18 protein-coding genes and 4 pseudogenes are annotated in these 22,908 nt (G+C 54.1%); 20 read left to right on the plus strand and 2 right to left on the minus strand.

Annotation, left to right across the window (positions count from 1 at the left end):
- Positions 1 to 412: 412 nt before the first annotated feature.
- Together ACYZT7_RS17265 and ACYZT7_RS17270 are read left to right on the plus strand one after the other, a co-directional pair.
- Positions 413 to 1,495: pseudogene (locus ACYZT7_RS17265) on the plus strand (cache domain-containing protein); the annotation flags it as partial.
- A 93-nt stretch (positions 1,496 to 1,588) separates the two neighbouring features.
- Positions 1,589 to 2,356, plus strand: coding sequence for a methyl-accepting chemotaxis protein (locus ACYZT7_RS17270; protein WP_462041814.1), 768 nt, complete (start codon positions 1,589 to 1,591; stop codon positions 2,354 to 2,356).
- Between the two features lie 75 nt (positions 2,357 to 2,431).
- Here ACYZT7_RS17270 and ACYZT7_RS17275 read toward each other — a convergent pair.
- Both ACYZT7_RS17275 and ACYZT7_RS17280 read right to left on the minus strand, forming a co-directional pair.
- Positions 2,432 to 2,620: pseudogene (locus tag ACYZT7_RS17275) on the minus strand (AbrB/MazE/SpoVT family DNA-binding domain-containing protein).
- A 209-nt stretch (positions 2,621 to 2,829) separates the two neighbouring features.
- Positions 2,830 to 3,123 (minus strand): annotated as a pseudogene (locus ACYZT7_RS17280) (IS21 family transposase); the annotation flags it as partial.
- 529 nt (positions 3,124 to 3,652) lie between these two features.
- Between ACYZT7_RS17280 and ACYZT7_RS17285 the strand changes: the two are divergent.
- The 18 genes and pseudogenes from ACYZT7_RS17285 to tnpC form a co-directional block, all read left to right on the plus strand.
- Complete coding sequence (locus ACYZT7_RS17285) at positions 3,653 to 4,339, plus strand: GntR family transcriptional regulator (protein ID WP_461959784.1); 687 nt, start codon at positions 3,653 to 3,655, stop codon at positions 4,337 to 4,339.
- Positions 4,340 to 4,526: 187 nt separating this feature from the next.
- Positions 4,527 to 5,375: a glycine betaine ABC transporter substrate-binding protein gene (locus ACYZT7_RS17290; protein ID WP_461959785.1), complete on the plus strand. Its 849-nt coding sequence runs from the start codon at positions 4,527 to 4,529 to the stop codon at positions 5,373 to 5,375.
- Between the two features lie 74 nt (positions 5,376 to 5,449).
- Positions 5,450 to 6,568: a quaternary amine ABC transporter ATP-binding protein gene (locus ACYZT7_RS17295; RefSeq protein ID WP_462037520.1), complete on the plus strand. Its 1,119-nt coding sequence runs from the start codon at positions 5,450 to 5,452 to the stop codon at positions 6,566 to 6,568.
- Positions 6,565 to 7,413, plus strand: coding sequence for an ABC transporter permease (locus tag ACYZT7_RS17300; RefSeq protein ID WP_461959787.1), 849 nt, complete (start codon positions 6,565 to 6,567; stop codon positions 7,411 to 7,413). Before ACYZT7_RS17295 ends, ACYZT7_RS17300 begins: the two co-directional genes overlap by 4 nt.
- Positions 7,410 to 8,261, plus strand: coding sequence for an ABC transporter permease (locus tag ACYZT7_RS17305; RefSeq protein WP_462037521.1), 852 nt, complete (start codon positions 7,410 to 7,412; stop codon positions 8,259 to 8,261). The genes ACYZT7_RS17300 and ACYZT7_RS17305 overlap by 4 nt, the downstream gene beginning before the upstream one ends.
- Before the next feature lie 12 nt (positions 8,262 to 8,273).
- Positions 8,274 to 9,272 carry a 4-hydroxyproline epimerase gene (locus ACYZT7_RS17310; protein ID WP_462037522.1) on the plus strand — a complete coding sequence of 333 codons (999 nt, stop codon included), beginning with the start codon at positions 8,274 to 8,276 and terminating at the stop codon, positions 9,270 to 9,272.
- Positions 9,273 to 9,406: 134 nt separating this feature from the next.
- Positions 9,407 to 10,390, plus strand: coding sequence for a GlxA family transcriptional regulator (locus ACYZT7_RS17315; RefSeq protein ID WP_462041815.1), 984 nt, complete (start codon positions 9,407 to 9,409; stop codon positions 10,388 to 10,390).
- A 297-nt stretch (positions 10,391 to 10,687) separates the two neighbouring features.
- Entirely contained in the window at positions 10,688 to 11,410 is a 723-nt protein-coding gene (locus ACYZT7_RS17320; RefSeq protein ID WP_461959790.1) for a GntR family transcriptional regulator, read from the plus strand.
- Positions 11,411 to 11,507: 97 nt separating this feature from the next.
- Entirely contained in the window at positions 11,508 to 12,827 is a 1,320-nt protein-coding gene (locus tag ACYZT7_RS17325) for an NAD(P)/FAD-dependent oxidoreductase (protein ID WP_461959791.1), read from the plus strand.
- A 172-nt stretch (positions 12,828 to 12,999) separates the two neighbouring features.
- Positions 13,000 to 14,331: an MFS transporter gene (locus ACYZT7_RS17330; RefSeq protein WP_462037523.1), complete on the plus strand. Its 1,332-nt coding sequence runs from the start codon at positions 13,000 to 13,002 to the stop codon at positions 14,329 to 14,331.
- A 95-nt stretch (positions 14,332 to 14,426) separates the two neighbouring features.
- Positions 14,427 to 15,332 carry a dihydrodipicolinate synthase family protein gene (locus tag ACYZT7_RS17335; RefSeq protein WP_461959793.1) on the plus strand — a complete coding sequence of 302 codons (906 nt, stop codon included), beginning with the start codon at positions 14,427 to 14,429 and terminating at the stop codon, positions 15,330 to 15,332.
- Complete coding sequence (locus ACYZT7_RS17340) at positions 15,329 to 16,822, plus strand: aldehyde dehydrogenase (protein ID WP_462037524.1); 1,494 nt, start codon at positions 15,329 to 15,331, stop codon at positions 16,820 to 16,822. Before ACYZT7_RS17335 ends, ACYZT7_RS17340 begins: the two co-directional genes overlap by 4 nt.
- 509 nt (positions 16,823 to 17,331) lie before the next feature.
- Positions 17,332 to 18,096 carry an SDR family NAD(P)-dependent oxidoreductase gene (locus ACYZT7_RS17345; protein ID WP_462037525.1) on the plus strand — a complete coding sequence of 255 codons (765 nt, stop codon included), beginning with the start codon at positions 17,332 to 17,334 and terminating at the stop codon, positions 18,094 to 18,096.
- Between the two features lie 81 nt (positions 18,097 to 18,177).
- Positions 18,178 to 19,410 carry an ethanolamine utilization protein EutH gene (eutH, locus tag ACYZT7_RS17350; protein ID WP_462037526.1) on the plus strand — a complete coding sequence of 411 codons (1,233 nt, stop codon included), beginning with the start codon at positions 18,178 to 18,180 and terminating at the stop codon, positions 19,408 to 19,410.
- A gap of 125 nt (positions 19,411 to 19,535) precedes the next feature.
- Entirely contained in the window at positions 19,536 to 20,339 is an 804-nt protein-coding gene (locus ACYZT7_RS17355; RefSeq protein ID WP_462041816.1) for a LuxR C-terminal-related transcriptional regulator, read from the plus strand.
- Between the two features lie 107 nt (positions 20,340 to 20,446).
- A complete protein-coding gene (tnpA, locus tag ACYZT7_RS17360) occupies positions 20,447 to 20,719 on the plus strand; it encodes an IS66-like element accessory protein TnpA (protein WP_462037527.1) in 273 nt (90 codons plus the stop codon).
- Positions 20,720 to 20,774: 55 nt separating this feature from the next.
- Positions 20,775 to 21,110 carry an IS66 family insertion sequence element accessory protein TnpB gene (tnpB, locus tag ACYZT7_RS17365; protein ID WP_462037528.1) on the plus strand — a complete coding sequence of 112 codons (336 nt, stop codon included), beginning with the start codon at positions 20,775 to 20,777 and terminating at the stop codon, positions 21,108 to 21,110.
- A gap of 61 nt (positions 21,111 to 21,171) precedes the next feature.
- Positions 21,172 to 22,486, plus strand: a pseudogene (gene tnpC / locus ACYZT7_RS17370) (IS66 family transposase); the annotation flags it as partial.
- Between the last annotated feature and the right edge of the window lie 422 nt (positions 22,487 to 22,908).

Below are 22,908 nucleotides of genomic sequence, written 5' to 3' on the forward strand. Positions count from 1 at the left end.
AAGAAAGTCTGCAAGCGGGGCTTCTTGTGCCCGCGCTTTGCTATGCAATACAGGCGTTAGCAGAAGGGCGTTACATAGACTGTTCCCGCATCTCTAACCCATTGCTCATGAGGTAGTGCGTAACGGTGGTAGCGGCGCTCAGCGTGAGATCTTCCAAGACGCCTTACTGTTAAACCTGATGCGCGCTGGAGAAGCAGAAAGGGAGGAGGTTGTTGAATTAGCGTCCACACCCTCGGCCGTCGTCGTGCGACGCCCTATGCCTCACTAAAATCGAACCAATCAGGGATTCCGTCGCAACTTACATGATGCGTACCACCTAGGCATGGATGCTTTTCCCTCCCAGAACTTCGCAAAGCGCACCTGTGCTGCTTCCGTCGTTTCAACACCTATAAAAATATCCGCAGGAGAAGTCATGAGTATCAAGCAGAAGCTGACATGGGCGTTCGCGGCCATCGCCTGCCTCCCGGTTATCCTGGTGGCGGTGCTCGTCGTTTTGAACCTGCGCGACGCGGCACAAACCAGTTTCCTTGATAGCAGTAGCCGTGAAATCCGTCAGATCGACAACGGTATGAAGCAGTTCTTTAATGGCATCAGCCAGAATGTCGAATATTTCGCCAATGACCCGCGGATTATCAGCGCAAAGGGCTTAAAAATTTACTCCGGGGCCGACGCTGCACAAACTCCTCTTCCTGAAATCAACCAACAGCTTCTGGAGATTTTCGACGGATTCGCCAAGAGCCATCCGACCACAGCCTATCTTTCCGTAGCGCTGAACGACGGCGGCTACGCTAGCTGGCCTAATGATCCTAAAATGTCCAATTACGACCCCCGCGTGCGCCCATGGTACAAGACCGCCATGGCTGCGCCGGGCACTACCGTCCGCACAGACGCTTATTACTGGGCGCCTGATGATGTATCGCTGATCTGCACCGTACGCACCGTTGCCGACGCCAACGGCAACCTAGTGGGCGTAGTCGGCCTCGACGTGTCGCTCAAACAACTGACCGAACTGGTCAAAAACATCAAGCTGGGCGATAGCGGCTACCTCATGCTGGTCGAAGCCAACGGCAACGTTCTCGTGGATGCGAGCGATGCCAAGCACAATTTCAAGTCTCTGGCTGACCTGGGCCCAAACTATGCCGAACTCGCCAAGAGCGGCGACGGCGTGACTCGGATTGAGATTGATGGCGTTCCCTACATGGTCAATGTGGTCAGTTCCGAAACCCTCGGCTGGCGCTTCATCGGCCTGATCAAACGCGACGAGGTGATGGCTAGCGCCTCAAGCCTGATTTGGATGATCGCAGTCATTGCTACCGCGCTGGCTGTCGCTTTTGCGATCGTGGGCGCGAGTTTCGCCAGCGTGATCGTGCGACCGATTCGCGGCGTTGCCGATGGCCTGAAGGAAATCGCCGAAGGGGAAGGCGACCTCACCCGAAAACTCTCCGTACAGGGCAAGGACGAAACAGCCACCCTGGCGAGCTGGTTCAATCAGTTCCTGGGTATGATTGCTCAGATGGTGCAGCGAATCGGCAGCGCTTCTTCCGACCTGCAAAATACGGCGGCCGACACCAGTAAAGTGGCCATGAACATGAACGAAGCCGCCGGTCGGCAGCGCCAAGCGGTGGAATTGGTCAGCACCGCCTTCAACGAGATGGTCGCAACTTCCAACGAAGTAGCCCGCTCCTGCAGCCAGGCCGCCTTCAGTGCGGACACTGGCTATCGCGACGTCCACGACGGGCAGCATCATATAGGTGAGGCCACAGGTAGCGTCCTTCAACTGAGCGAAGACTTGCAGCAATCAACCCAGACCATGCAGATGCTTGAACAGGACAGCAAAAACATCAACACCATTCTCGATACCATTCGATCGATCGCCGAACAGACCAACCTGTTGGCCCTCAACGCAGCCATCGAAGCGGCGCGCGCCGGCGATCAGGGCCGTGGCTTTGCCGTAGTAGCCGACGAGGTGCGGGCTCTGGCACGACGTACGGCCGATTCCACTGGCGAAATCGACAGCCTACTCGGCAACCTTGCGCGGCGCACCCAGGAAGTGACCCAGCAGATGCAGCGCAGCCTGCAGATGTCACAAACCAGTGTTGAACGCATCCAGCAGGCTCGCGACAGTTTTGACAAAATCCGCAGCTCAGTGGACTTGATTCGTGACCAGAATACTCAGATCGCAACTGCGGCAGAGGAACAGCATCAGGTGGCCGAAGACATTAACCGGCACATTGCGCAGATCCATGCTGATGCACAGCTTGTAGAGGAGTTTGCGCACTCGGCACAGACCGGATCGGGCCGTCTGACAGACATTTCCGGTCAACTAAAGGGCTTGGTCGGACGCTTCAAATTCTAGTCTGTATTGCCTGGAGCAGCCGAATCAACCGACATATTTCATCGCAAGGGCTCGACTTTATACAGAGGGAGAGCCTTATTTTTTATTGGCGCTGGCGTGCTGTTCGCTATTCCAAGCTTCAGTGAGTTCATCTATTCGATCCGCTATCTGGGCCGTCTTCGATAGCACTAGGCAGCGAGTGTTGCCGATGTACTCTTCGATTAAGTACAGGGAATCACTGCCGTACAGCTCGAGCTCCTACAGGGCCTCATCCGGAATTCGGATGGCTCCATAGGCCTGCGTTTGTGGAGCTTTCCGCGTGCCGAATCAACCTGACGTGTTTCATCACGGGGCCTCGATTCGATACACCGGGAGTACATTATTATTGGCGCTGGCATGCTGTTTGCTATTCCAAGCGTGGGTTAGCCCGCCTAGCGCTCGCAGAACCAGCTGTATTGGAAGCCTTGTGGGTGATTGAGTCGATGTTCCTGCTAGAGCAAAGCCAGAGTCACGCCGGGGCGGCGCAACTCGGTGTGAGCCCATGCCGAGTCACGCATCGGGCGTTGGTCGCTCGGCGCCTGAGCTGCCGGTGGAAACAGGCGTCGGTTCAACTCGGCATCAGAGATATCGATGGGCCAATGAGGCCCGCTGGCTGCGAACCGGTAAAACTAGTCGCCCGCACTCGAATAGCCAATGGATAAGCTGGTGGCGATCTTGCGCACGGACAGGCCGGCGGCGAACTTTAGACGTAGTACCTCTCGGATTTTACGCCTGGATAAACGCTCCACGACGACCTCCTCGCTTCGATAAAAGAGGTCGATGGCAGTGAATAGTCCTGTGTTGCTGCCTGAGAGCTGATACAGGAGAAGACCAGCCCGACCGGAAGGGGTTCGCTGGAAGTAGGCCGACGATCTCGGATTTCTTGCCGCGTCAGTGCCATTTAGCAGACGCCCCAGTTGCTGCTCACTGACACGAATCGGGAGTCTCGAACATTACCGTTTCTGTCGTGGCTACAGCATGTCGTTTGCGGTCTTTTGAATGGCGCCTGTAGACATCCGATTCGGTGAAACACCGTATTTTCAAGGGTAGGGGGCGTTCAATTTGCGACAGGTTACATTTCTGTTAACGACCACCTAGATTCGAATAAAAATGCTAACTGCATGATTTAAAAGTAATAAATTGATTTTGTATGTGAATTTTCACAGTATTTTCTCTGTATACATAAATAATACAAAGCATTGACGACACACCAAACCCGTGCGAATCTCAATTCAACAACAAGCCGTACCGCTGATCTGGTTGCCTCGGGAGGTCATTTTGAAAAACGGCAAGAGCAGTCTATATGACGACCTCAAGCGTCAGATCCTCACGATGGAACTGAATCCTGACGAGGCACTGGATGAGGTTGCTATCAGCGAGCGGTACGGGCTTTCACGAACCCCAGTACGAGAAGTATTTCGACGTCTTGCTGGTGAGGGATACATCGATATCAGGGAAAACCGGGGTGCCCGAGTGATTCCAATGAACCACTCAACGCTACGGAACTTTTTCCTTGTTGCCCCGATGGTGTACGCCGCGATTGGTCGACTTGCGGTTCAAAATTTCAAAGCTCATCAGTTGGTTGACCTGAAGGAAACTCAACGCCGCTTCCGCGCCGCTACGGTATCGCGTGATGCCCTGATGATGGTCGTTGAAAACAATCGGTTCCACGCGATCATGGGCGAAATGTCAGGTAATCAGTACCTTGAGCCTAGCCTCGAAAGACTGTTGATTGATCACGCGCGTATTGGCCACACATTTTTCCGCCCTTGTGACGAAGATACGGAGCAACGGCTACAGCTTTCCGCAGAGCACCACGATTCTTTTATAGAAGCAATTGAGAATCGTGACGAGAGTGCTGTAGTTGATCTGGTTTTCGAACATTGGGAACTCTCACGAGAAAACATGGAAATGTTTATCGCTCCCCATGGGATGAAGGCCGACCTGCCATTTCTTCTAAAGTAATGCCGATCCTCTACTAAAAGGGTCGATACAGGTTCATGCCGAAGCAACGACGGCATTGAGCATCAGTCCGGTTATGGATTGATAGGCAACAACAACGGGAACAGATGGTGAGCTTACAGCTGTGCACCACGCGCTTCTATTGTTTAGAGGCTAATATAATAAGTTTAACCGTAGATCGAGGAACGCCATGAAGAAGATTTGGAAGGCAGTTTGCGCGGTCGCGATGATGGGCATGGTAATGCTGCCCGTTCACGCGGAAGAAAAAATAATTACGATGGGTACACTGACATGGGAAGACTTGACACCTATTACCGGTATAACCAAAAAGGTACTTGAAGACTCTGGTTATACCGTTAAGGTTATTGAGTTTTCCGAATGGGGTATCGCCTACGCCGCATTGGGGAAAGGTGACATCCAGGTTCTTGCGTCCCAAACAGACTACGCTGCGAATGACTATTGGAACAAGAATAAGAACCGTCTAGAGAAACTTTCCCCTGTTTCTTTTGGATTGTATCAAGGGATTGCTGTTCCCAAGTACGTAGATATTGACTCTATCGATCAGCTTAATGACAACGCAGAAAAACTGGGCGGCAAAATTATTGGCATTGAGCCAGGCTCCGGTTTGATGAACGATGCAACCAATGCAGTCGGTGCGTATGGGCTGAAACTAAAATTGCTGGAAGGCAGTACTGCTGCTATGACGGCGGCGTTAAAGTCGGCGGTTGATCGTAAAGAGCCGGTAGCAGTAACTGTGTGGGAGCCGTCATGGATGGCTCAAAAGTATGACTTGAAATTCCTCAAGGATCCAAAAGGTATTTTCCCTCCACCACAAGGTTATTACTGGATCGGGCACAAGGATTTCTCCAAAGAATACCCTCGTGCCCGTGAGGTGATGGCGAGCGTGTACGTACCGATTGCAGATATCACTGCTATCAACGGCGAGGTGAAAGACGGAAAAACAATGGAACAAGCCATCAAAGGATGGACAGACAACCACGCTGAGCTACTTAAGCGCTGGGAAAATATAAAGAAATAATAAATAACTACATCGCCACTGCCGCCCTTTAGTTAATTAGAGAAGCCAGAAAACTGGTTCGACGGGTACGAAAAATGACAACGCCCAAGATTGATACAAACGAAGTGCTAATAGATTGTCAGTCAGTCTGGAAAATCTTCGGGAAGGCCGCACCTGCTGCGATGAATGCTGTCGTTCAGCAGGGGCTCACCAAGACTCAGATCCTGCAAAACTACGGCTGCGTCGTTGGTGTATCAGACGTCAGTCTCCAGGTTCGCCGAGGAGAGATTTTTTGCATCATGGGGTTGTCCGGCAGTGGCAAATCTACATTGATAAGGCTGTTGAACAAACTCATCACACCTAGCGCCGGCAAGATCGTAGTCAAGGGCAAGGAGCTCTCGTCATTGAATGCCGCACAACTGCGTGAGGTGAGAGCACGTCACATCGGGATGGTTTTTCAGAGCGTTGCGTTGCTGCCTAACCGTACGGTTTTGGAAAACACGGCTTTTGGGTTGGAAGTACAGGGTGTGGGTAAAGCCGCGCGCTACAAGGTCGCCGAGCAGGCCCTTGCCAAAGTTGGCTTGAGCGATTGGGTGTCAAGATACCCCAGTGAGTTGTCGGGGGGCATGCAACAGCGTGTAGGTCTAGCTCGGGCGATAACCGCAGACCCGGAAGTGATCCTGATGGATGAGCCTTTCAGTGCACTCGACCCTTTGATTCGCAGGCAGTTGCAGGATGAGTTCCGCCAACTGACCAAAGAGTTGGGCAAGTCTGCTGTATTTATTACTCACGACCTGGACGAAGCGATTCGAATAGGTGACCGGATCGCAATCATGAAAGATGGGGCGATCATTCAGGTGGGAACGGCCGAGGAGATTGTTCTCAATCCGGCTGATGATTACGTCGCGGAGTTTGTGGCAGGCATTTCCAGGTTGCATTTGGTCAGGGCTCATTCAGTCATGACTCCCGTCGAGCCATTTAAGGTGGCAAACCCAAGCTGTGACATCTCTCGGCTTCCAAAAACCACGCTCAACGCTGATATCAACGAGCTCATCGGATTGACAATGAAGTCCGAGCGCGATGCACTCGCCGTACTGGATAACGGTACGGTAGTCGGGATTATCACACCCCGTGATTTGCTTCGTGGCGTTCAAGGCATTCCGAACGAATTCGCGGCTTCACCTGCAGGCACAGTTCTGGAGGCGTCGACATGAGCATTCCTGACTTTTCTAATCAATTCGACGCAGCCATCGACTCGAGCCTGGAATGGCTTATGGATAACGGCGAGTTTGTATTCGACACGGCTAATAAGGTGTTGAAGGGGATTTTTGAAGGCGTGCAATGGTGTATCTCCTATCCCCCGTATTACGTAATCGCAATTGCCATGGCCCTGATTGGCTGGCGCGCCGTGGGTGCGCGGTTCGCGATTCTTACAGGTTTAGCGATATTGTTCTGCGATGTCATGGGATTGTGGCCAGAAACGGTCAGTACTCTCGCCTTGGTGCTGACAGCCACCGTGCTCGCGTTAGTCGTAGCTATACCATTGGGCGTGCTGGCAGGGCTCGCTCCGTCGTTTGATCGAGTCGTGGATCCGTGCCTGGATTTGGTTCAAACCATGCCTCCTTATATCTATCTGCTTCCGGCTATTGCGCTGCTTGGCTATGGCACGGCCACAGCACTTTTGGCGACCTTTATCGTTGCTGTGCCACCTGCCATGCGTCTGACCTCTCTTGGCATTCGAATGACTCCCAAAGAGTTTATCGAACTAGGGGAGGCCAGCGGCGTCACCGGATTGCAGATGTTCTTCAAGATCCGTTTACCGTTCGCCATGCCAAGCATCATGGCAGGGGTGAACCAAAGCCTGATGATGGCTTTTGGTATGGTCGTCATCGCAGGCATCGTTGGTTCCGGTGGCCTTGGTGAATCGATCTACGGCGCCGTTCGCACACTCGATATCGCCAAATCGATAAATGCGGCAATTGCCATCGTGATTTTGACCATGATTCTGGATCGATTAGCGCAGAGCGCTGCGCGTTCTCGGATGGGAGAATCCCAATGACTTCAGCAGAAATCCATTTTTCTCCAGGAGAGTTCCTGGCGCCCGCAGTCGATTGGTTAAACGCTAATTGGCATGGATTGTTCAAGCTTATTAGCCAGGTAATTGAAGCGGTACTTGGCGGAGTTGAAAGCGCGCTGCTTGCGCCGCATCCTTACGCCATGATCGGCGGTGTGGCGTTGCTAGCTTTCTTTTTTGCTAACAAGAGAGTCGCGGTGTTTGCCGCCTTGATGTTGGCATTTTGCTTGTTCTCTGGGCTCTGGGTTGCGTCGATGCAGACCATTGCGCTGGTTTCTGTTGCGGTGCTGATCTCGGTTGCAATCGCTTTTCCGCTCGGTGTTCTTGCCGCTCGTGTAAAAAAGGTTGATGACGCATTTTTGCCAATCCTCAACATCATGCAGACGGTTCCACCTTGGGTTTATCTGATTCCCGCCGTGATGCTGTTCAGCCTTGGTCGAGTACCGGCAATCATCGCGACCATCGTATACGGCATCCCGCCGATGCTCAGGCTGACAACCCTGGCCTTCAAGCAACTGCCCAAGGAGTTCCTCGAACTGGGGCAAGCTATCGGTGCATCGCCGAGGTCGATTCTTTTCAAGATCGAATTACCGACTGCCGCTCCGACGCTGCTGGTTGGGCTGAACCAATGCATCCTTCTTTCTTTGGCGATGGTGGTTCTGGCAGGTCTGGTGGGGGCTGGTGGCCTTGGTGCTGAAGTAACCCGTGGCCTCACAAGGATGGAGATGGGATTAGGCCTTCGGGCAGGCCTGGCAATTGTCGCTGTGGCACTGCTTCTGGATCGACTGTCACGCGGAGCGTTGCAGCGTCATTCCCCACGCAAACTGGTTTGAGAGATTTTCGGAATGAGACGTAGCTTTTTTTGTGTTGACTCACATGCGTGCGGGAACCCGGTTCGGGTAGTGACAGGTGGTGGGCCTCTGTTGCCCTCCGTTTCAATGGCCGAGCGACGCGAGATCTTCGTTCGTGATCATGACTGGGTGCGCACGGCATTGATGTTCGAGCCGCGTGGGCACGACATCATGTCCGGCGTGATCATCTATCCCTCCACCCGTGAGGATTGCGACTTCGGTGCCTTGTTTATCGAGGTCAGTGGGTGTCTGCCTATGTGCGGAGCTGGCACTATCGGGTTGTCCACGGTTGTCATTGAGGAAGGCCTGGTCACACCTCGCGAACCTGGCCGGCTGGCCATAGAGACCCCGGCAGGTCGCGTGGATGTCGACTACACCATGAACGGTGAATATGTTGACTCCATCCGCCTGTTCAACGTGGCCAGCTATCTACACAGTGCCGATGTGGTGGTGGATGTGCCTGGCATTGGCGAGCTCATCGTGGACATTGCCTACGGCGGCAATTTTTACGCAGTGGTTGAACCACAGAAAAACTGGTCGGGCTTGAGCGGGTTGACGACGGCAGACATCGTCAGTCTGAGTCAGAAGTTGCGCACGGCCCTGGCTGACCTCAGTGACCCCGTGCATCCAGAGAACAGCAGAATCAGCGGCGTTCACCATGTCATCTGGTGTGACGAGCAGCATTCGACCGCAGCAGACGGGCGCGGCGCAGTATTTTACGGTGACAAGGCGATTGATCGCTCTCCCGGTGGTACAGGGACTTCGGCACGAATGGCGCAACTGTTTGGCAAAGGAAGGTTGAAGATCGGGGAGACATACCGCAACGAAAGCCTGATCGGTACGATCTTCGAAGGAAAAGTCGAAGCCTCTGTGAAAGTGGGAGCGTATGACGGAATCAGGCCAAGTATCGGTGGCTGGGCACAAATCACCGGACACAACACGATCTTTGTCGACGACAAAGACCCCCTGCGCCACGGTTTTCAACTTGCCTGAGCAGATCGGCTTGGTGTCAGGATGAGGGGCGTTGTTTGTTTTGCTTTGGGAATTCGCAACGCTACAAATGACGCATTCTCAAACGTAAAAGAGTGGATTGAAGATTGATCGAGAGACGCCAATTTAGCGGAGGCATGAAGGGGAAGAATCTTCGCTATGTGAATGACAACCCCAACCAGTCGGCGCAAATGGTTAGAGCAGGATTCTTGCTGCTCGAGCATTTCTCGTTACCCGCGTTCACCCAAGCGCTGGATACGATTGTCACCGCGAATCTCCTGCGTCCCAAGCTATTCTCCTCCAAGACGTTCGGCCTGAACGATGGGGAGGTCGTCAGTGATCTGGGCCTGGTTATCCGGCCAGATACCCATATCAATTGTTCAGTACTTCAAGACCTGGATCTGCTGGTGGTTTGTGGTGGTTACAGAACAGAGCTTAGGGCTTCCGATGAGTTCAACCATTTACTCAAAACAGCCGCAGGTCTAGGCATCACACTCGCTGGATTGTGGAATGGCGCATGGTTTTTGGGGCGCGCCGGGTTACTCACGGGCTACCGATGTGCCATTCATCCAGAACACCGTCCTGCACTTGCCGAGTTCTGCAAGGCAACTCAGGTCAGCAGTGAGCCCTATGTGATTGACCGAGATCGGCTTACAGCCTCCAGTCCTTCCGGGGCATTCCACATGGCGCTGGACTGGATCGAGGGGCTGCACGATAAGGCGCTGGTCGAAGGCATCGAGGATATTCTTGCTTTTGAAGAGTCTCGCTACCGGCGCATTAAGCCGACAGAAAACATCTGTTTGAGTGCTCCGCTACGGGAGGTGGTCAAGCTGATGGATGCCAACCTCGAAGAGCCGCTGGAGCTGGAGCAACTGGCGGTCTACGCCGGTCGTTCACGCAGGCAACTCGAGCGCCTGTTCAGGGAGCAGTTGGGCACAACGCCGCAACGCTATTACCTGGAGTTGCGAATCACTGAAGCGCGTCGGCTCCTGCAGCATACCGAGCTCTCGCAAGTCGATGTGCTGGTTGCCTGTGGCTTTGTTTCGCCCAGCCATTTCAGCAAGTGCTACAGCTCATACTTTGGCTATCGCCCGTCGAAGGAAGTCCGGCTGGTCAAGTAAAGAAGCCTTCATTGAACAACCGCCATTCGTGAGGCCAACACACTCAGGGACATGCCAGGGCGGCGTCACGACGATCACCCCCCTGATCTCGCAAGCGAAGCGGCTCTGACGCCTGTTTTCGCCAAAATCCGGCGCTCTGACGCCTTCGTTATCCGTCTGCCAGAACCATCCGTCGCTTCGAAATAAAGGTTGTTTTGATTGTGTATTTTAATTGTAGACACAAAGAATAATGTTGTTTTATAGTGAGAATACAGGTAGTAGACAGCGTTCACTCACCCGTACAAAGGTTTCTAATAAATGGCTACCAAAGAACTCGATCTGCAGGCCATCGCGGATCTGCCCGTTGACCGTAAAGCTGTGCTGGGAGAGGCGTTGCGCCGCCGGATCCTGAGCATGGAGCTGGCACCTGGTGCAGTCGTTGACGAACTGGCCTTGTGCGACGAGTTTGGCCTTTCCCGTCCACCTGTGCGCGAGCTTATGCGGCAGATGGCGGCCGAGGGATACATCGATCTTGAAGCGAATCGCGCCGCCCGCGTTTCGTCGATGAGCTACCAGTCGCTCAGAAGCTTTTTCCTGGCAGCACCGTTGATTTACATCGCCACCACCCAATTGGCGGCTGCCCATGCAACGCCATCGGAGATTGCAGAGCTGAAACGCATTCAGGCGTTCTTCCGCACGGCCATCGAAGAGAAAGATGTAGAGAAGCGCGTGCTCTATAACGACGAGTTCCATCTGCAGATCGGCAAGATGGCGCACAACGCTTACTTGATGCCAAGCCTGCAACGCTTGCTGATCGACCATGCGCGGTTGGGGAAGATCTTCTATCGCCATCCCACGACGGTGGATATGCAAGAAGACCTGGAAGTGGCGGCGCAACAGCATGACGACATGATCAGTGCCATTGAAAACCATGATCAGGTTCTGGCGGGAGATATCGTGCGCGCACATCTGGAATTGTCGCGACGTCGTATGTCCGAATACGCCGCTCCGGAAGGATTGGATGTAGCACTTACCTACTAAAGCAGTACCGATGCCACTTGCATGAACCGTGTGACGAGAACGTGCAGAAGGGACGCTTTTAGTAACTACAAATATAAAAGAGCCCAGGTCGCGAAAAATGGCAAAAATCAGATACACACCTGCAGATGACTCTACATGCGGCTGGTTCCACCTCAGCCAGCCGAGAGTGGCCCGTCCGTCCCACTCCGGCGTCCGTTCGGCCCGCTGGGTCGTGCTAGGTGCCGGGTTTACCGGGCTTGCGGCAGCTCGCCAGTTGGCGCTGAATTTTCCGGATGACGAGGTTGTCCTGATCGAGGCCCAGGAGGTCGGTTACGGGGCCTCCGGCAGAAATGCCGGCTTCGCCATCGACCTGCCACACGATATCGGTGCCGATGACTATATCGGCGATATCAAGACGGCAAAAATCAGCATGGCGTTGAACCTGACAGGTCAAAGCATTCTGAGGGATCTCGTGGAAGGATACGGAATCGACTGCCAGTTGCGCATGTGCGGGAAGTATCAAGCTGCCATCGAAGACCGGGGTATCTCGGTTCTGGATGCTTATCGCCGTGGTCTGGACAAGCTCGGTCAAGCATACGAAGTGATCGAAGAGAAGGACTTGCCGGATCACATCGGCACGCATTTCTATCGCAAAGCTCTGTTCACCCCGGGCACGGCACTCATCCAACCGGCCGCCTTGGTAAAGGGCCTGGCCGACAGCCTGCCGGCCAATGTGACGCTTTATGAAAACACGCCGATTACTGAAGTGGAGTATGGCGACAAAACCATCCTCACCCATAAGAACGGTCGTATTGTTGCCGACAAGTTGTTACTGACCAATAACGCGTTCGCCATGAGCTTCGGTTTTCTAAAAGGGCGCATGCTGCCGATCTTCACCTACGGCAGCCTGACCCGGCAGCTAACGGAAGATGAGCAAGCACGTCTGGGCGGCAAACCCTATTGGGGCGTGATTCCTGCCGATCCTTTCGGCACTACCTTGCGCCGGACAACAGACAACCGGCTGTTGGTGCGTAACAGCTTCAGCTTCAATGCTGATGGACGTAGCCATCAAAAATACCTGGAACGGTTTAGCCAACGACACAAGGATTCGTTTGCGCGCAGGTTTCCCATGCTCCCCGATGTCAATTTCGAATACACCTGGGGCGGGTCGCTGGCGTTGTCGCGCAACCACATGGCGCACTTCGGGCAGCTGGCCAACAACGTCTATGGTGCACTCTGCTGTAATGGATTGGGTGTAACCCGTGGCACGGTGACAGGAACCCTGTTGGCCGACTGGCTGGCGGGTAAGAACGATCCACTTATCGATTTTCTGTTGGAGTCCCCGGGGCCTAACAGAAACCCACCTGAACCCTTACTTTCAGCAGGCGTGAATATGAACTTGCTGTGGGGACAGTGCCGGGCAGGAAAAGAAAGCTGATTACGCAACACTCTGACAGGCAAGTTACACATTAAATAATTGGTTAGAAGTTCTTGGCTTATTGGCTAGTCCATTAAGACTTATGGTTTCTTATCGTGGCGGCATTGATTCGCCTGGATTTTGGGTTTGCGCTTCAGCCCTCTGAATGACCGAAGCGAAATGGGAGACAATAATGACAAGTCCTAATACCTCTATTGAGGATGTGCCTCTCAATAATTTTCACCGGTTACTGACAGCCCGCTCCGGGGGCGGGTCATTTGTAGACGGTTATGTACTGAGCATTGTCGGTATAGCGATGATGCAAATAACATCCGCACTGAACTTGTCAGAGTTCTGGCAAGGAATAATTGCCGCATCGGCACTCATGGGAGTGTTTTTTGGCGGCTTCATCGGTGGCTGGTTGACCGACAGGTTGGGTCGCAAAAAGGTTTATTTCGTTGGGCCTACGCTGTTCATCATTTGCTCGTTTGCACAGTTTTGGGTTGAATCAGCGCCAGTTTTGTTCGCCCTCAGATTTATCATCGGTCTGGCGGTGGGCATTGAATACCCGGTGGCCACGTCATTACTGGTCGAGTTCCTGCCGAAAAAACAGCGCGGCCCCAGGCTCGCGGCACTGACCATCCTGTGGTTTGCCGGTGCGGCATTTGCCTACGTTGTTGGTACTTCAATCCTCAATGTGGGAGGAGATGACGCCTGGCGTTATGCGCTGGCGAGTGCCTCCGTAATCGGGCTGTTGCTGCTATTGCTACGTGTAGGCACCCCTGAGTCCGCGCGCTGGCTCTTGAGCAAGGGGCGCGAGGCTGACGCAGAACGCGTGATCAAGCATGTGTACGGTCAGCACTATTCGCTTCGCGATCTCCCTGAGGAGCCAGACCAGAAGAAAACGTCTTTCCTGGATTTGCTTCATTCAGGGTATGGGAAACGCTTGTTCTTTGTTTCCATCTTTTGGTCATGCTCGATTATTCCTGTTTTTGCAGTCTATGGGTTCGCCCCCAAGGTTCTCCTGGCGTTGAATTTGAAAGGGGAGTGGGCCTCATACGGTTCCATGATCATCACGATGCTGTTTGTGGTCGGTTGTGTGCTCGCGACAAGGCTGATCAACACGATTGGCCGGCGCTGCATGCTTATTCACAGCTTTCTATGGTCGGGTCTGGCTCTGTTGGGCTTGGCGACCTTTTCACACAGCAATGAAGTGCTGGTGCTCTTCCTGTTCGGCGCCTACGCGGTATCTATCGGTGGAGCACAAGTTCTGCAGCTTGTTTATCCAAACGAGTTGTTCCCTACAGAGATAAGAGCATTTGCCGTAGGCATTGGAACTTCCCTTTCCCGTGTGGGAGCAGCGGTTGGCACTTACCTGGTACCTGTTTCGCTACAGACGTTGGGTATCGGCAACACGATGTATGTGGCTGCCGTGGTCACCTTTATCGGCCTGATGGCGGCTTGGGCCATGGCACCTGAAACACGTTCGTTGAATTTGCGCGACGCAGCGGCGCTGAGCACTTGAGAAGTTGCAACTGAGCCGTAGGCAATGAGTTGTCCCTGATAAATGGCGGTGGACGCCAGGTTGAATAACATTCCCTTAGTGATGGAGAGGCAATCATGAAATTCGAAGGCATTTATACCCCGGCAATCACTCCTTTGACCGCGAGCGGTGAAATCGACAAGGCCGCTTTCGCCGACGTGCTGGAGTACCTGGTCGAGTCGAAAGTGCATGGCATTATCATCGGTGGTTCCACCGGCGAGTACTACGCGCATACGGCTCAAGAGCGCATCGAACTGGCGACCCAGGCCAAGGATGTCATCGGCACACGCCTGCCTCTGGTGATCGGCACCGGCGCCATCCGCACTGAAGACTCGGTCGAATATGCCAAGGCCGCCCGGGCCATCAAGGCCGATGCCATCCTGGTGGGTTCGCCGCCCTACGCGCTGCCGACCGAGAAAGAAAACGCCATCCACGCGTTGACTGTCGACCGTGCCGCCGATCTGCCGATCATGCTCTACAACTACCCTGCGCGCATGGGCGTGAGCATGGGCCCGGAGTATTTCGCTGCGGTGGCCGAGAGCAAGAACATCGTCGCCATCAAGGAAAGCTCCGGCGACATGGCGCAGGTTCACCGCCTGGCACGGGAATACCCGAACATCAGCCTGTCCTGCGGCTGGGATGACCAAGCGCTGGAGTTCTTTGCCTGGGGCGCCCGCAGTTGGGTGTGTGCCGGCTCCAACTTCATCCCGCGCGAACACGTGGCGTTGTATGAAGCCTGCGTGATCGAAAAAGACTTCGATAAAGGTCGCAAGATCATGAGTGCCTTCATGCCTCTGATGGACTTCCTGGAAAGCGGGAAATTCGTTCAGTCGATCAAGGTTGGCTGCGAACTGAATGGACTTCGCACCGGCGGGGTACGTTCGCCTCTGCAACCTCTATACGAACACGAAAAGCAGGCCTTGCAGGACATCATCACCACTCTGAAACGTGACGTCGCCCAGGTGACCGGGAGCGCAAAATGACTAGCCTTCTCAGCGCGGCAGAATATGCCACCATCGCTCGGGAACTGAAGTTCCCGACTCAGTCGTTCGTCAACGGTGAGTCTTACACATCGGTGTCGGGTAAGACTTTTACGACAACGAACCCGGCGACCAATGACGTCCTGGCCGAAGTTACCGCCTGCAACGCTCAAGACGTTGACTTCGCAGTGGCCAAAGCCAAGGAGGCCTTCGAAGATGGTCGCTGGCATAAACTGAGCCCCGGCGAACGCAAGAAGGTGTTGCTGCGCTTTGCCGATCTGCTGGAGCAGAACTCCCACGAGCTTTCTGTCCTGGAAAGCCTGGATAGCGGAAAACCCGTTCGTGAATGCCAACTCACGGACGTTCCTGAAACCATTCATATGATCCGTTGGCATGCAGAGCTGATCGACAAAATTTACGACAGTACCGCACCGGTCGGTTCCGGCGCATTGAGCCTCGTGGTGCGAGAGGCCATCGGTGTTGTGGGCCTGGTTCTGCCTTGGAATTTTCCATTGCTGATGTTGGCGTGGAAGATAGGCCCTTCGCTGGCCGCAGGCTGCTCGATCATCGTCAAACCCGCCAAGGAAACCACGTTGACCGCCCTGCGTGTCGCCGAGTTGGCATTTGAAGCTGGTGTACCAGCTGGTGTCTTCAACGTGCTATCGGGCGGTGGCAATGAAGTAGGTGAGCCGCTTGGTCGGCACATGGATGTTTCCATGGTCAGCTTCACAGGCTCGACAGCGACCGGTCGCCGCTTCCTGAACTATGCGGCAGATTCGAATCTCAAACGCATTGTGCTGGAGTGCGGTGGCAAGAACCCGGCTGTTGTGATGAATGATGTAGAGGATCTGGATTCGGTCGCGAGCCATGTGGTCAATGGCGCATTCTGGAACATGGGTGAAAACTGCTCGGCCTCTTCGCGCTTGATCGTCCATGCCGATGTTAAGGACGAACTGCTGAAGCGTATCGGCGTCCAGATGCTGGAATGGAAAATGGGCAGCCCACTGGATCCGGAAAACCGTATCGGCTCCATGGTCAGCAAATCGCATTTCGAGAAAGTCCGTTCTTACCTTGAACAGGCTGGCGTTGAGAAACTGCGGGTTGTCTTTGGCGGCAACACCGAGAGCGATATTTTTGTTGAGCCTACTGTCGTAGATGGCGTGGGTGTTGATAGCAAGCTGTTCCAGGAAGAGATCTTTGGCCCGGTGCTCGCCGTTACGACGTTCACCACCATCGACGAAGCCATCGCCCTGGCCAATGACTCGGTGTATGGCCTGGCGGCATCGGTCTACACCGACAACTTGCGTAACGCTATCAAGCTCTCGCGTGAAATACGCGCAGGAATCGTGACAGTCAATTGCTTCGGTGAGGGTGATGCCTCGACACCGTTTGGCGGATACAAAGAGTCTGGCTTTGGCGGGCGCGACAAATCGATCTGGGCGCACGATCAGTACACCGAGATCAAGACGATCTGGATTGACGTATCTGAGTAGGGCACTACTTCAATATCGCAGGGATGCACATTCATCTCGATTATCCATCAGGGAGGTCGAGATGAGTGTGTGTGTCTGGGTATACGGGATTTATCTCTGCTTGGACACGCAAGCAAAATTCACGCTGAAAAACAGCAGTCGTTTTCTTGCGGTTTGGTCACCCATCGTTGAGTTCAACAGTTTGCTTCCGGAGCGATTCGGAGGCTTTTTTTCTTTTTCAATGCAGCGTTGCAGAGCTGTGTGTTTAGGCAGCGATCCTGACAATTGTGATCATCATATTCGTCCGCTTTAGGAAAGCTGTAATTCTCTAGCGATTGCTCCCCTAGTCGAGCGGCGAGGGCAGATTAGCAGTCATTTCTCGATGTCGTTTATGCCGCAATGGCATTAAAAATCCATATAAAACAGTTGGTTGTGATCATGTATATCGGTCGATATATGGACACTGCCTATGTCGACGTTTTAGCTTGAAACGACAAACCTTGATTTGGGTTATCACTAAGGAAAACGAAATGGGTCGACTAGAAGGTAAGGTGGCGCTGATTAGTGGTGGGGCAGGGGGCTGTGGTCTGGCCGTTTCGGAGTTGTTTGCCAAAGAAGGGGCGAAAGTCGCGATTCTGGATCTTCCAGCCAGCCAAGGTGAAGCAGTCGCTGCGCGTATTAATGCTGCCGGCGGAATTGCATGTTTCCTGCCTGGCGATGTTTCTGTTGCCGATCAGGTTCATCGCGCGGTCAGGCAAGCCGAAGAGCGCTTTGGAGCGATCACCGTGTTGATGAATCATGCCGGTACGATTTCCGCCGGGCCTTTCCTGGAAACGGATGAGGCGGACTGGGATCGCCTGATGAGCATCAACGTCAAAAGCATGTTCCTCGTCACGAAAGCTGTCCTGCCTGGAATGATAGAGGCGGGAGGCGGCAGCATCATCTCAACGTCGTCTATCTCCGGGGTGGTCGGTACGCCCATGGAAGTCTTGTACTGCACCACCAAAGGGGCGTGCCATATGTTCTCGCGGGCCATTTCGGTGGAGTTCCGTGATCGAAATATTCGCAGCAACGCCATCTGTCCGGGCTTTATCAGTACAGCTCATGGCAAGCGCGAGCTTGATTTGCTGCAGAGTTTTGGCGTGGACGCTTCCGACGAGGCAATCGGTGCAATGCAGGGTCGACTGTGTGAACCCTCTGAAGTCGCATCCGCCGCGCTGTTTCTAGCCAGCGATGATTCCAGCTTCGTCAATGGCACCCATCTTTTTGTCGATAACGGATATACCGCACTCTAAGTCAGAATACTGACCGCCAATAATAAGACCTTCTGCAACTCAATTCTGCCAAACAATAAACTCCTAATAGCAGAGGCAGCAATGGAACATATAGGCACGTATGTAATTTATATCATTATGGTGTGCGCCGTTATAGGCGGTCTGGCATCCATCTTTAATGCAGAGTCTGAGCTCGCAAAGGAATTCAACGCCGGCATCAACAGCATTGGCCCGATCTTCTTGCCCGTGGCGGGTATCATGGCCGCCATCCCCTTTATATCCAGCTTCATCAGCCAGATTCTGGCGCCGATCTTTCTCGCCATGGGCGCGGATGCCGGCATTGCCGGGCCGATATTCATTGCCTCCGATCTTGGTGGATATCAACTGGCTCATGCCCTGTCACAAAGCCCCGAAGGCTGGATTCTTGGCCTTATTACCGGCTTCCAATCCGGCTCTACCGTGATCTTTGTCATACCCGTGGGCCTGGCGATGCTGGCCAAGGCCGATCATAAGTATATGGCCCTGGGCATCATGGCGGGATTGTTGAGTATTCCGATCAGTATCATCATCATTGCGATGGGTATGCAGTTTCTTGGACTGGGCGTACGGCCGGACATAGCGACTGTGGGTGAAGCCACGCAAGCGCTGAATTTCAATCTTGGGATGCTGGTTCGGAATCTTATGCCGTTGATTCTGTTCTGCGTCGCGCTCGCCGCAGCGTTGCGCTACTTGCCAAACCTAATGGTGCTGCTGTTCCTCAGGCTTGGCCAGGTTGTGTACGGAGCCGTGACATTGGTATTGGTGGCCTCCATCGTCGAATATTTCACTTCGTTTTTCAGTTCGGTGTTTGGCACCTGGGGTTTCGCTCCCATCATTGCCGACAAAGAGGATCAATTCCGAGCTCTGGAAATTGCCGGATACGTCGGCATCATGCTGTGCGGTGCCTTTCCAATGGTCTACCTGATCAAGCGTTTTCTTTCCAGACCCATTGAAAAGGTGGCTTCCCTGCTGGGACTCTCGCCTGTGGGCGCCGCAGGTCTGCTCGCGGCATCGGCAAACATATTGGCGATGTTTCGATTGGTCTCCGACATGCCGCCCAAGGACAAAGTGTTGGTGATCGCCTTTTCGGTTTGCGCTGCGTTCACCTTCGGCGACCACTTGGCCTATTCCGCCAACTTTCAACCGTCTCTCATTCTTCCACTGATCATTGGGAAGCTCAGCGGTGGCCTGATTGGCATGATGCTCGCTTATTGGCTTGCTGTGCCCAAGGCGCTGGAACTTGGCGAGAAGGATATCGCAGAGGAGGGGAGGAACGTCGCCCCTGAATTGTCCTGATAGCTGCGTAATGTCAGTGCGCCCTGGTGAGTTCGAAGTATCGCGGGATGGTTGCGTAAGCTATCGTGCGGCTACCTTCGAACCGCCAGGGCGGCTCCATTTTCCGAACCAGAAGCGTAATGAACATGAACGCCTGTGACGCAAAAATGCTATCAACCCTGATAGGTGCCGTAGGGTCGGATCGTCTTGGAGCGTCCATTGATTCGGGCCTGAGAAGCACATTGGGGTTTGATATGAGTTGCGGTTATCTCTTCCGCTTCAATCAGCCGCCCATATTGATTCACAACGGGTACAACAAGTCGGTTCCTGAAAAAACGCTGAATGCCTACATTCGCGGTGGCTACCTGCTCGACCCTTTCTATGTCGCCTGCATTAACAATCACCCAGCCGGTTTATGGCGGATGAGCGACTTGGCCCCCGACAGTTTCTTTTCGTCGGGTTTTTCAATTTCTAAGGATTTACATCCGTGTGTTTCTTCCGAGCACGGGACGCTAATTGAAGAAATAGGTTTTATCATTCCCGTCCAGCCACGAGTCGCGATTGTTTATTCGCTGATGAGGAGTTTGAAGAATGGAGCTTTTCTGACGGGTGAAATGAAGGCGTTGGAAACGCTGGCACCGGTGATCAATTCCTTGCTGGAATTGCACTGCCGGCTAAGGCTTAGCGATTTATATACAGACACAGAGAGCACGGATGCCAGATCGGAGGATGCTTTCGTCCACATCCTCAAAGGACAACTCACGGAAACACAGCGTTACATAGCCAAATTGATATTGCAGGGTCACAGCAGTACGTCAATCGCTACTGTTCTGAAGATATCGGAGGGCACGGTTAAGGTTCACAAGCACAATATTTACCAGCGACTCGATATTTCCACGAATGCTGAGCTGTTTCGTCTGTTCATCAGCTATCTGACGGGGCCTCTCTGAACGTCGTAACCGTCCGGCCAACTCACCTTCCTGACCCCGACGCCAAAGGCGATGGTGTCCACCTAATTTAAGTGGAACCATTTCTAGCCTTTTAAGCGGGTCTTTCCATGCAGTCACAACGCCGTTCCTATTCAAAATCCTTCAAGGCCCAAGTTGTCCAAGAGTGCGCCCAGCCCGGCGCATCGATTGCCAGCGTCGCGCAGAAGCACAGCCTTAACGCGAACCTCGTCCATAAATGGATTAGGGTACACACGAACAAAACCATGGCGCTGCAACCTGCTTTCATTCCTGTGCCCTTGCCGCTAGCCGGAGGACATTCGCAGGTGCTTCATCGAGTATCTGCATTGAAATCCAGCACCCGCGTGGCACCGTCAAAGTGAACTGGCCGACCGAAAGCGCTGTCGCCTGTGCCACCTTTCTGCGAGACCTGTTGGTATGATTCGCATCAATGCCATCTGGCTTGCCACCGAGCCTATGGACATGCGCGCCGGTACCGAGACTGCGCTGGCCAGAGTGATCGCGGTGTTCGGTGTGGCGAAGCGGCACTGCGCATACCTCTTCGCTAATCGCCGTGCCAACCGAATGAAAGTCTTGGTGCATGACGGTGTGGGCATTTGGCTGGCAGCGCGACGATTGAACCAAGGCAAGTTTCATTGGCCCGGCATCCGTCACGGATCGGAAGTCGAACTCGATAACGAGCAACTTCAAGCCTTGGTATTGGGTTTGCCGAGGCAGCGGGTCGGCGCGGGCGGCGCGATCACAGTGCTTTAGCACCGACCATTAGCCTATCGGTTTATCGCTGTTGACGGCCTGCTCTGGCACAATCAGCGGCATGACTTCCTCGCCCAATCTCGACCAGATGACACCGGAACAGCTGCGCGGCTTGGCCGAACAGGCTATGCAGTTGCTGTCCCAGGTCGACTCCATGAGCCAGAAAATCCAACGCCTCGAAACGGTCAACGAGCAACTGACTCATGAAATCGCCATCCTCAAGCGACACAAGTTCGCCAAGCGCAGCGAGCAACTGAGCCCCGACCAAGGCAGTCTGCTCGACGATCTGCTCGATACCGATATCGCAGCTATCGAAGCCGAGCTGAAGGCAGCCAATCCGCCGGCCGCACCGGCCGAGCCACGTCATAAGCCCAAGCGTGCACCACTGCCGCCGCAGTTTCCGCGAACCGTGATCCGTCACGAACCAGAGAATACCCAGTGCGTGTGCGGCTGCCAGCTTCAGCGAATCGGCGAAGACGTCAGCGAGAAGCTCGATTACAATCCGGGCGTGTTCACCGTTGAGCAGCATGTGCGTGGAAAATGGACGTGCCGTCAGTGCGAAACACTGATCCAGGCGCCTGTACCGGCCCAAGTGATCGACAAGGGCATCCGACCGCAGGCCTGTTGGCCCACGTGATGGTGGCGAAGTTCGCCGACCATTTGCCGCTGTACCGGCAGGAGAAGATTTTTGGTCGGGCCGGACTGGCAATTGCTCGCTCGACACTGGCGCAATGGGTCGGACAGACCTGTGTGCAACTCCAGCCTCTGGTCGATGCGCTGCGTGAGCAAGTGTTGGCCCAGGGCGTGATCCACGCCGATGAGCCCCCGGTTCAGATGCTCGCACCAGGCGAAAAGAAAACCCACCGCGCTTACGTGTGGGCCTATAGCACCACGCCATTTTCGGCACTCAAGGCTGTGGTCTATGACTTCACCCCCAGCCGTGCGGGTGAGCATGCGCGCAACTTCCTGGGGCAACGGAGCGGCAAGCTGGTATGCGACGATTTCGCTGGCTACAAAGCCGGTTTCGAGAAAGGCATCACCGAAATGGCTGCATGGCCCACGCCCGCCGAAAGTTTTTCGATCTGCACGTGGCGAACAAAAGCCAGCTGGCTGAGCAAGCACTGTACTCGATTGGCGGCTTGTACGAAGTCGAACGCCAAGCGCGGTACATGAGCAATGAGGATCGTTGGCGAATACGGCAGGAAAAAGCTGCTCCAATAGTAAAAACACTGCATGACTGGATGTCGGCCCAGCGCGATCTAGTGCCCAACGGATCAGCCACTGCCAAATCCCTGGATTACAGCCTTAAACGCTGGATAGCGCTGACGCGCTACCTGGACGATGGAGCTGTGCCCATCGACAACAACCAAGTCGAGGTGCGACACGAAGTCGCTTAATGAAGTTGTTCCCCTCTGCGGGAACCACCCGTGTCACCGGGTGAATCTAGAAGGCTGAATCAAGAGCGCCTTCGACAATGTAACGAGGCGCCGCAAGGTGCGGGGTACCAATCGTGAGAGGCGTACCCTTCTGGCAGCCATGGCCGGATAAGTGCTAGATAGTCGGTATGGTGAACGCATGTGAATCTGCGCAACGATCGTTAAGTTGAACGAGCGGAAATGGCTTACACGCTCGAACCAAAAGGTAATGGAGGTGGGAACTGCGTCTTTCTACTACGCATTCGTGACCCACATACCTCCCGGTCGATAGCAGGCACCTAACCCGACGCACTTCAGTAGGCGGAACGTGGAAATCCCGTATCGCTCCCGTCAGGGAAAGCCGTTTGTAAAAACTGCCCATG

It is taken from the genome of Pseudomonas sp. RT4P38 (assembly GCF_054897765.1).

Excerpts from the sequence above, each read along its gene's own strand:
- ACYZT7_RS17270 (WP_462041814.1), top strand. The coding sequence starts at position 1,589 with ATGAACGAAGCCGCCGGTCGGCAGCGCCAAGCGGTGGAATTGGTCAGC.
- ACYZT7_RS17290 (WP_461959785.1), top strand. The coding sequence starts at position 4,527 with ATGAAGAAGATTTGGAAGGCAGTTTGCGCGGTCGCGATGATGGGCATG.
- ACYZT7_RS17295 (WP_462037520.1), top strand. The coding sequence starts at position 5,450 with ATGACAACGCCCAAGATTGATACAAACGAAGTGCTAATAGATTGTCAG.
- ACYZT7_RS17300 (WP_461959787.1), top strand. The coding sequence starts at position 6,565 with ATGAGCATTCCTGACTTTTCTAATCAATTCGACGCAGCCATCGACTCG.
- ACYZT7_RS17305 (WP_462037521.1), top strand. The coding sequence starts at position 7,410 with ATGACTTCAGCAGAAATCCATTTTTCTCCAGGAGAGTTCCTGGCGCCC.
- ACYZT7_RS17310 (WP_462037522.1), top strand. The coding sequence starts at position 8,274 with ATGAGACGTAGCTTTTTTTGTGTTGACTCACATGCGTGCGGGAACCCG.
- ACYZT7_RS17315 (WP_462041815.1), top strand. The coding sequence starts at position 9,407 with ATGAAGGGGAAGAATCTTCGCTATGTGAATGACAACCCCAACCAGTCG.
- ACYZT7_RS17320 (WP_461959790.1), top strand. The coding sequence starts at position 10,688 with ATGGCTACCAAAGAACTCGATCTGCAGGCCATCGCGGATCTGCCCGTT.
- ACYZT7_RS17325 (WP_461959791.1), top strand. The coding sequence starts at position 11,508 with ATGGCAAAAATCAGATACACACCTGCAGATGACTCTACATGCGGCTGG.
- ACYZT7_RS17330 (WP_462037523.1), top strand. The coding sequence starts at position 13,000 with ATGACAAGTCCTAATACCTCTATTGAGGATGTGCCTCTCAATAATTTT.
- ACYZT7_RS17335 (WP_461959793.1), top strand. The coding sequence starts at position 14,427 with ATGAAATTCGAAGGCATTTATACCCCGGCAATCACTCCTTTGACCGCG.
- ACYZT7_RS17340 (WP_462037524.1), top strand. The coding sequence starts at position 15,329 with ATGACTAGCCTTCTCAGCGCGGCAGAATATGCCACCATCGCTCGGGAA.
- ACYZT7_RS17345 (WP_462037525.1), top strand. The coding sequence starts at position 17,332 with ATGGGTCGACTAGAAGGTAAGGTGGCGCTGATTAGTGGTGGGGCAGGG.
- eutH (WP_462037526.1), top strand. The coding sequence starts at position 18,178 with ATGGAACATATAGGCACGTATGTAATTTATATCATTATGGTGTGCGCC.
- ACYZT7_RS17355 (WP_462041816.1), top strand. The coding sequence starts at position 19,536 with ATGAACGCCTGTGACGCAAAAATGCTATCAACCCTGATAGGTGCCGTA.
- tnpA (WP_462037527.1), top strand. The coding sequence starts at position 20,447 with ATGCAGTCACAACGCCGTTCCTATTCAAAATCCTTCAAGGCCCAAGTT.
- tnpB (WP_462037528.1), top strand. The coding sequence starts at position 20,775 with ATGATTCGCATCAATGCCATCTGGCTTGCCACCGAGCCTATGGACATG.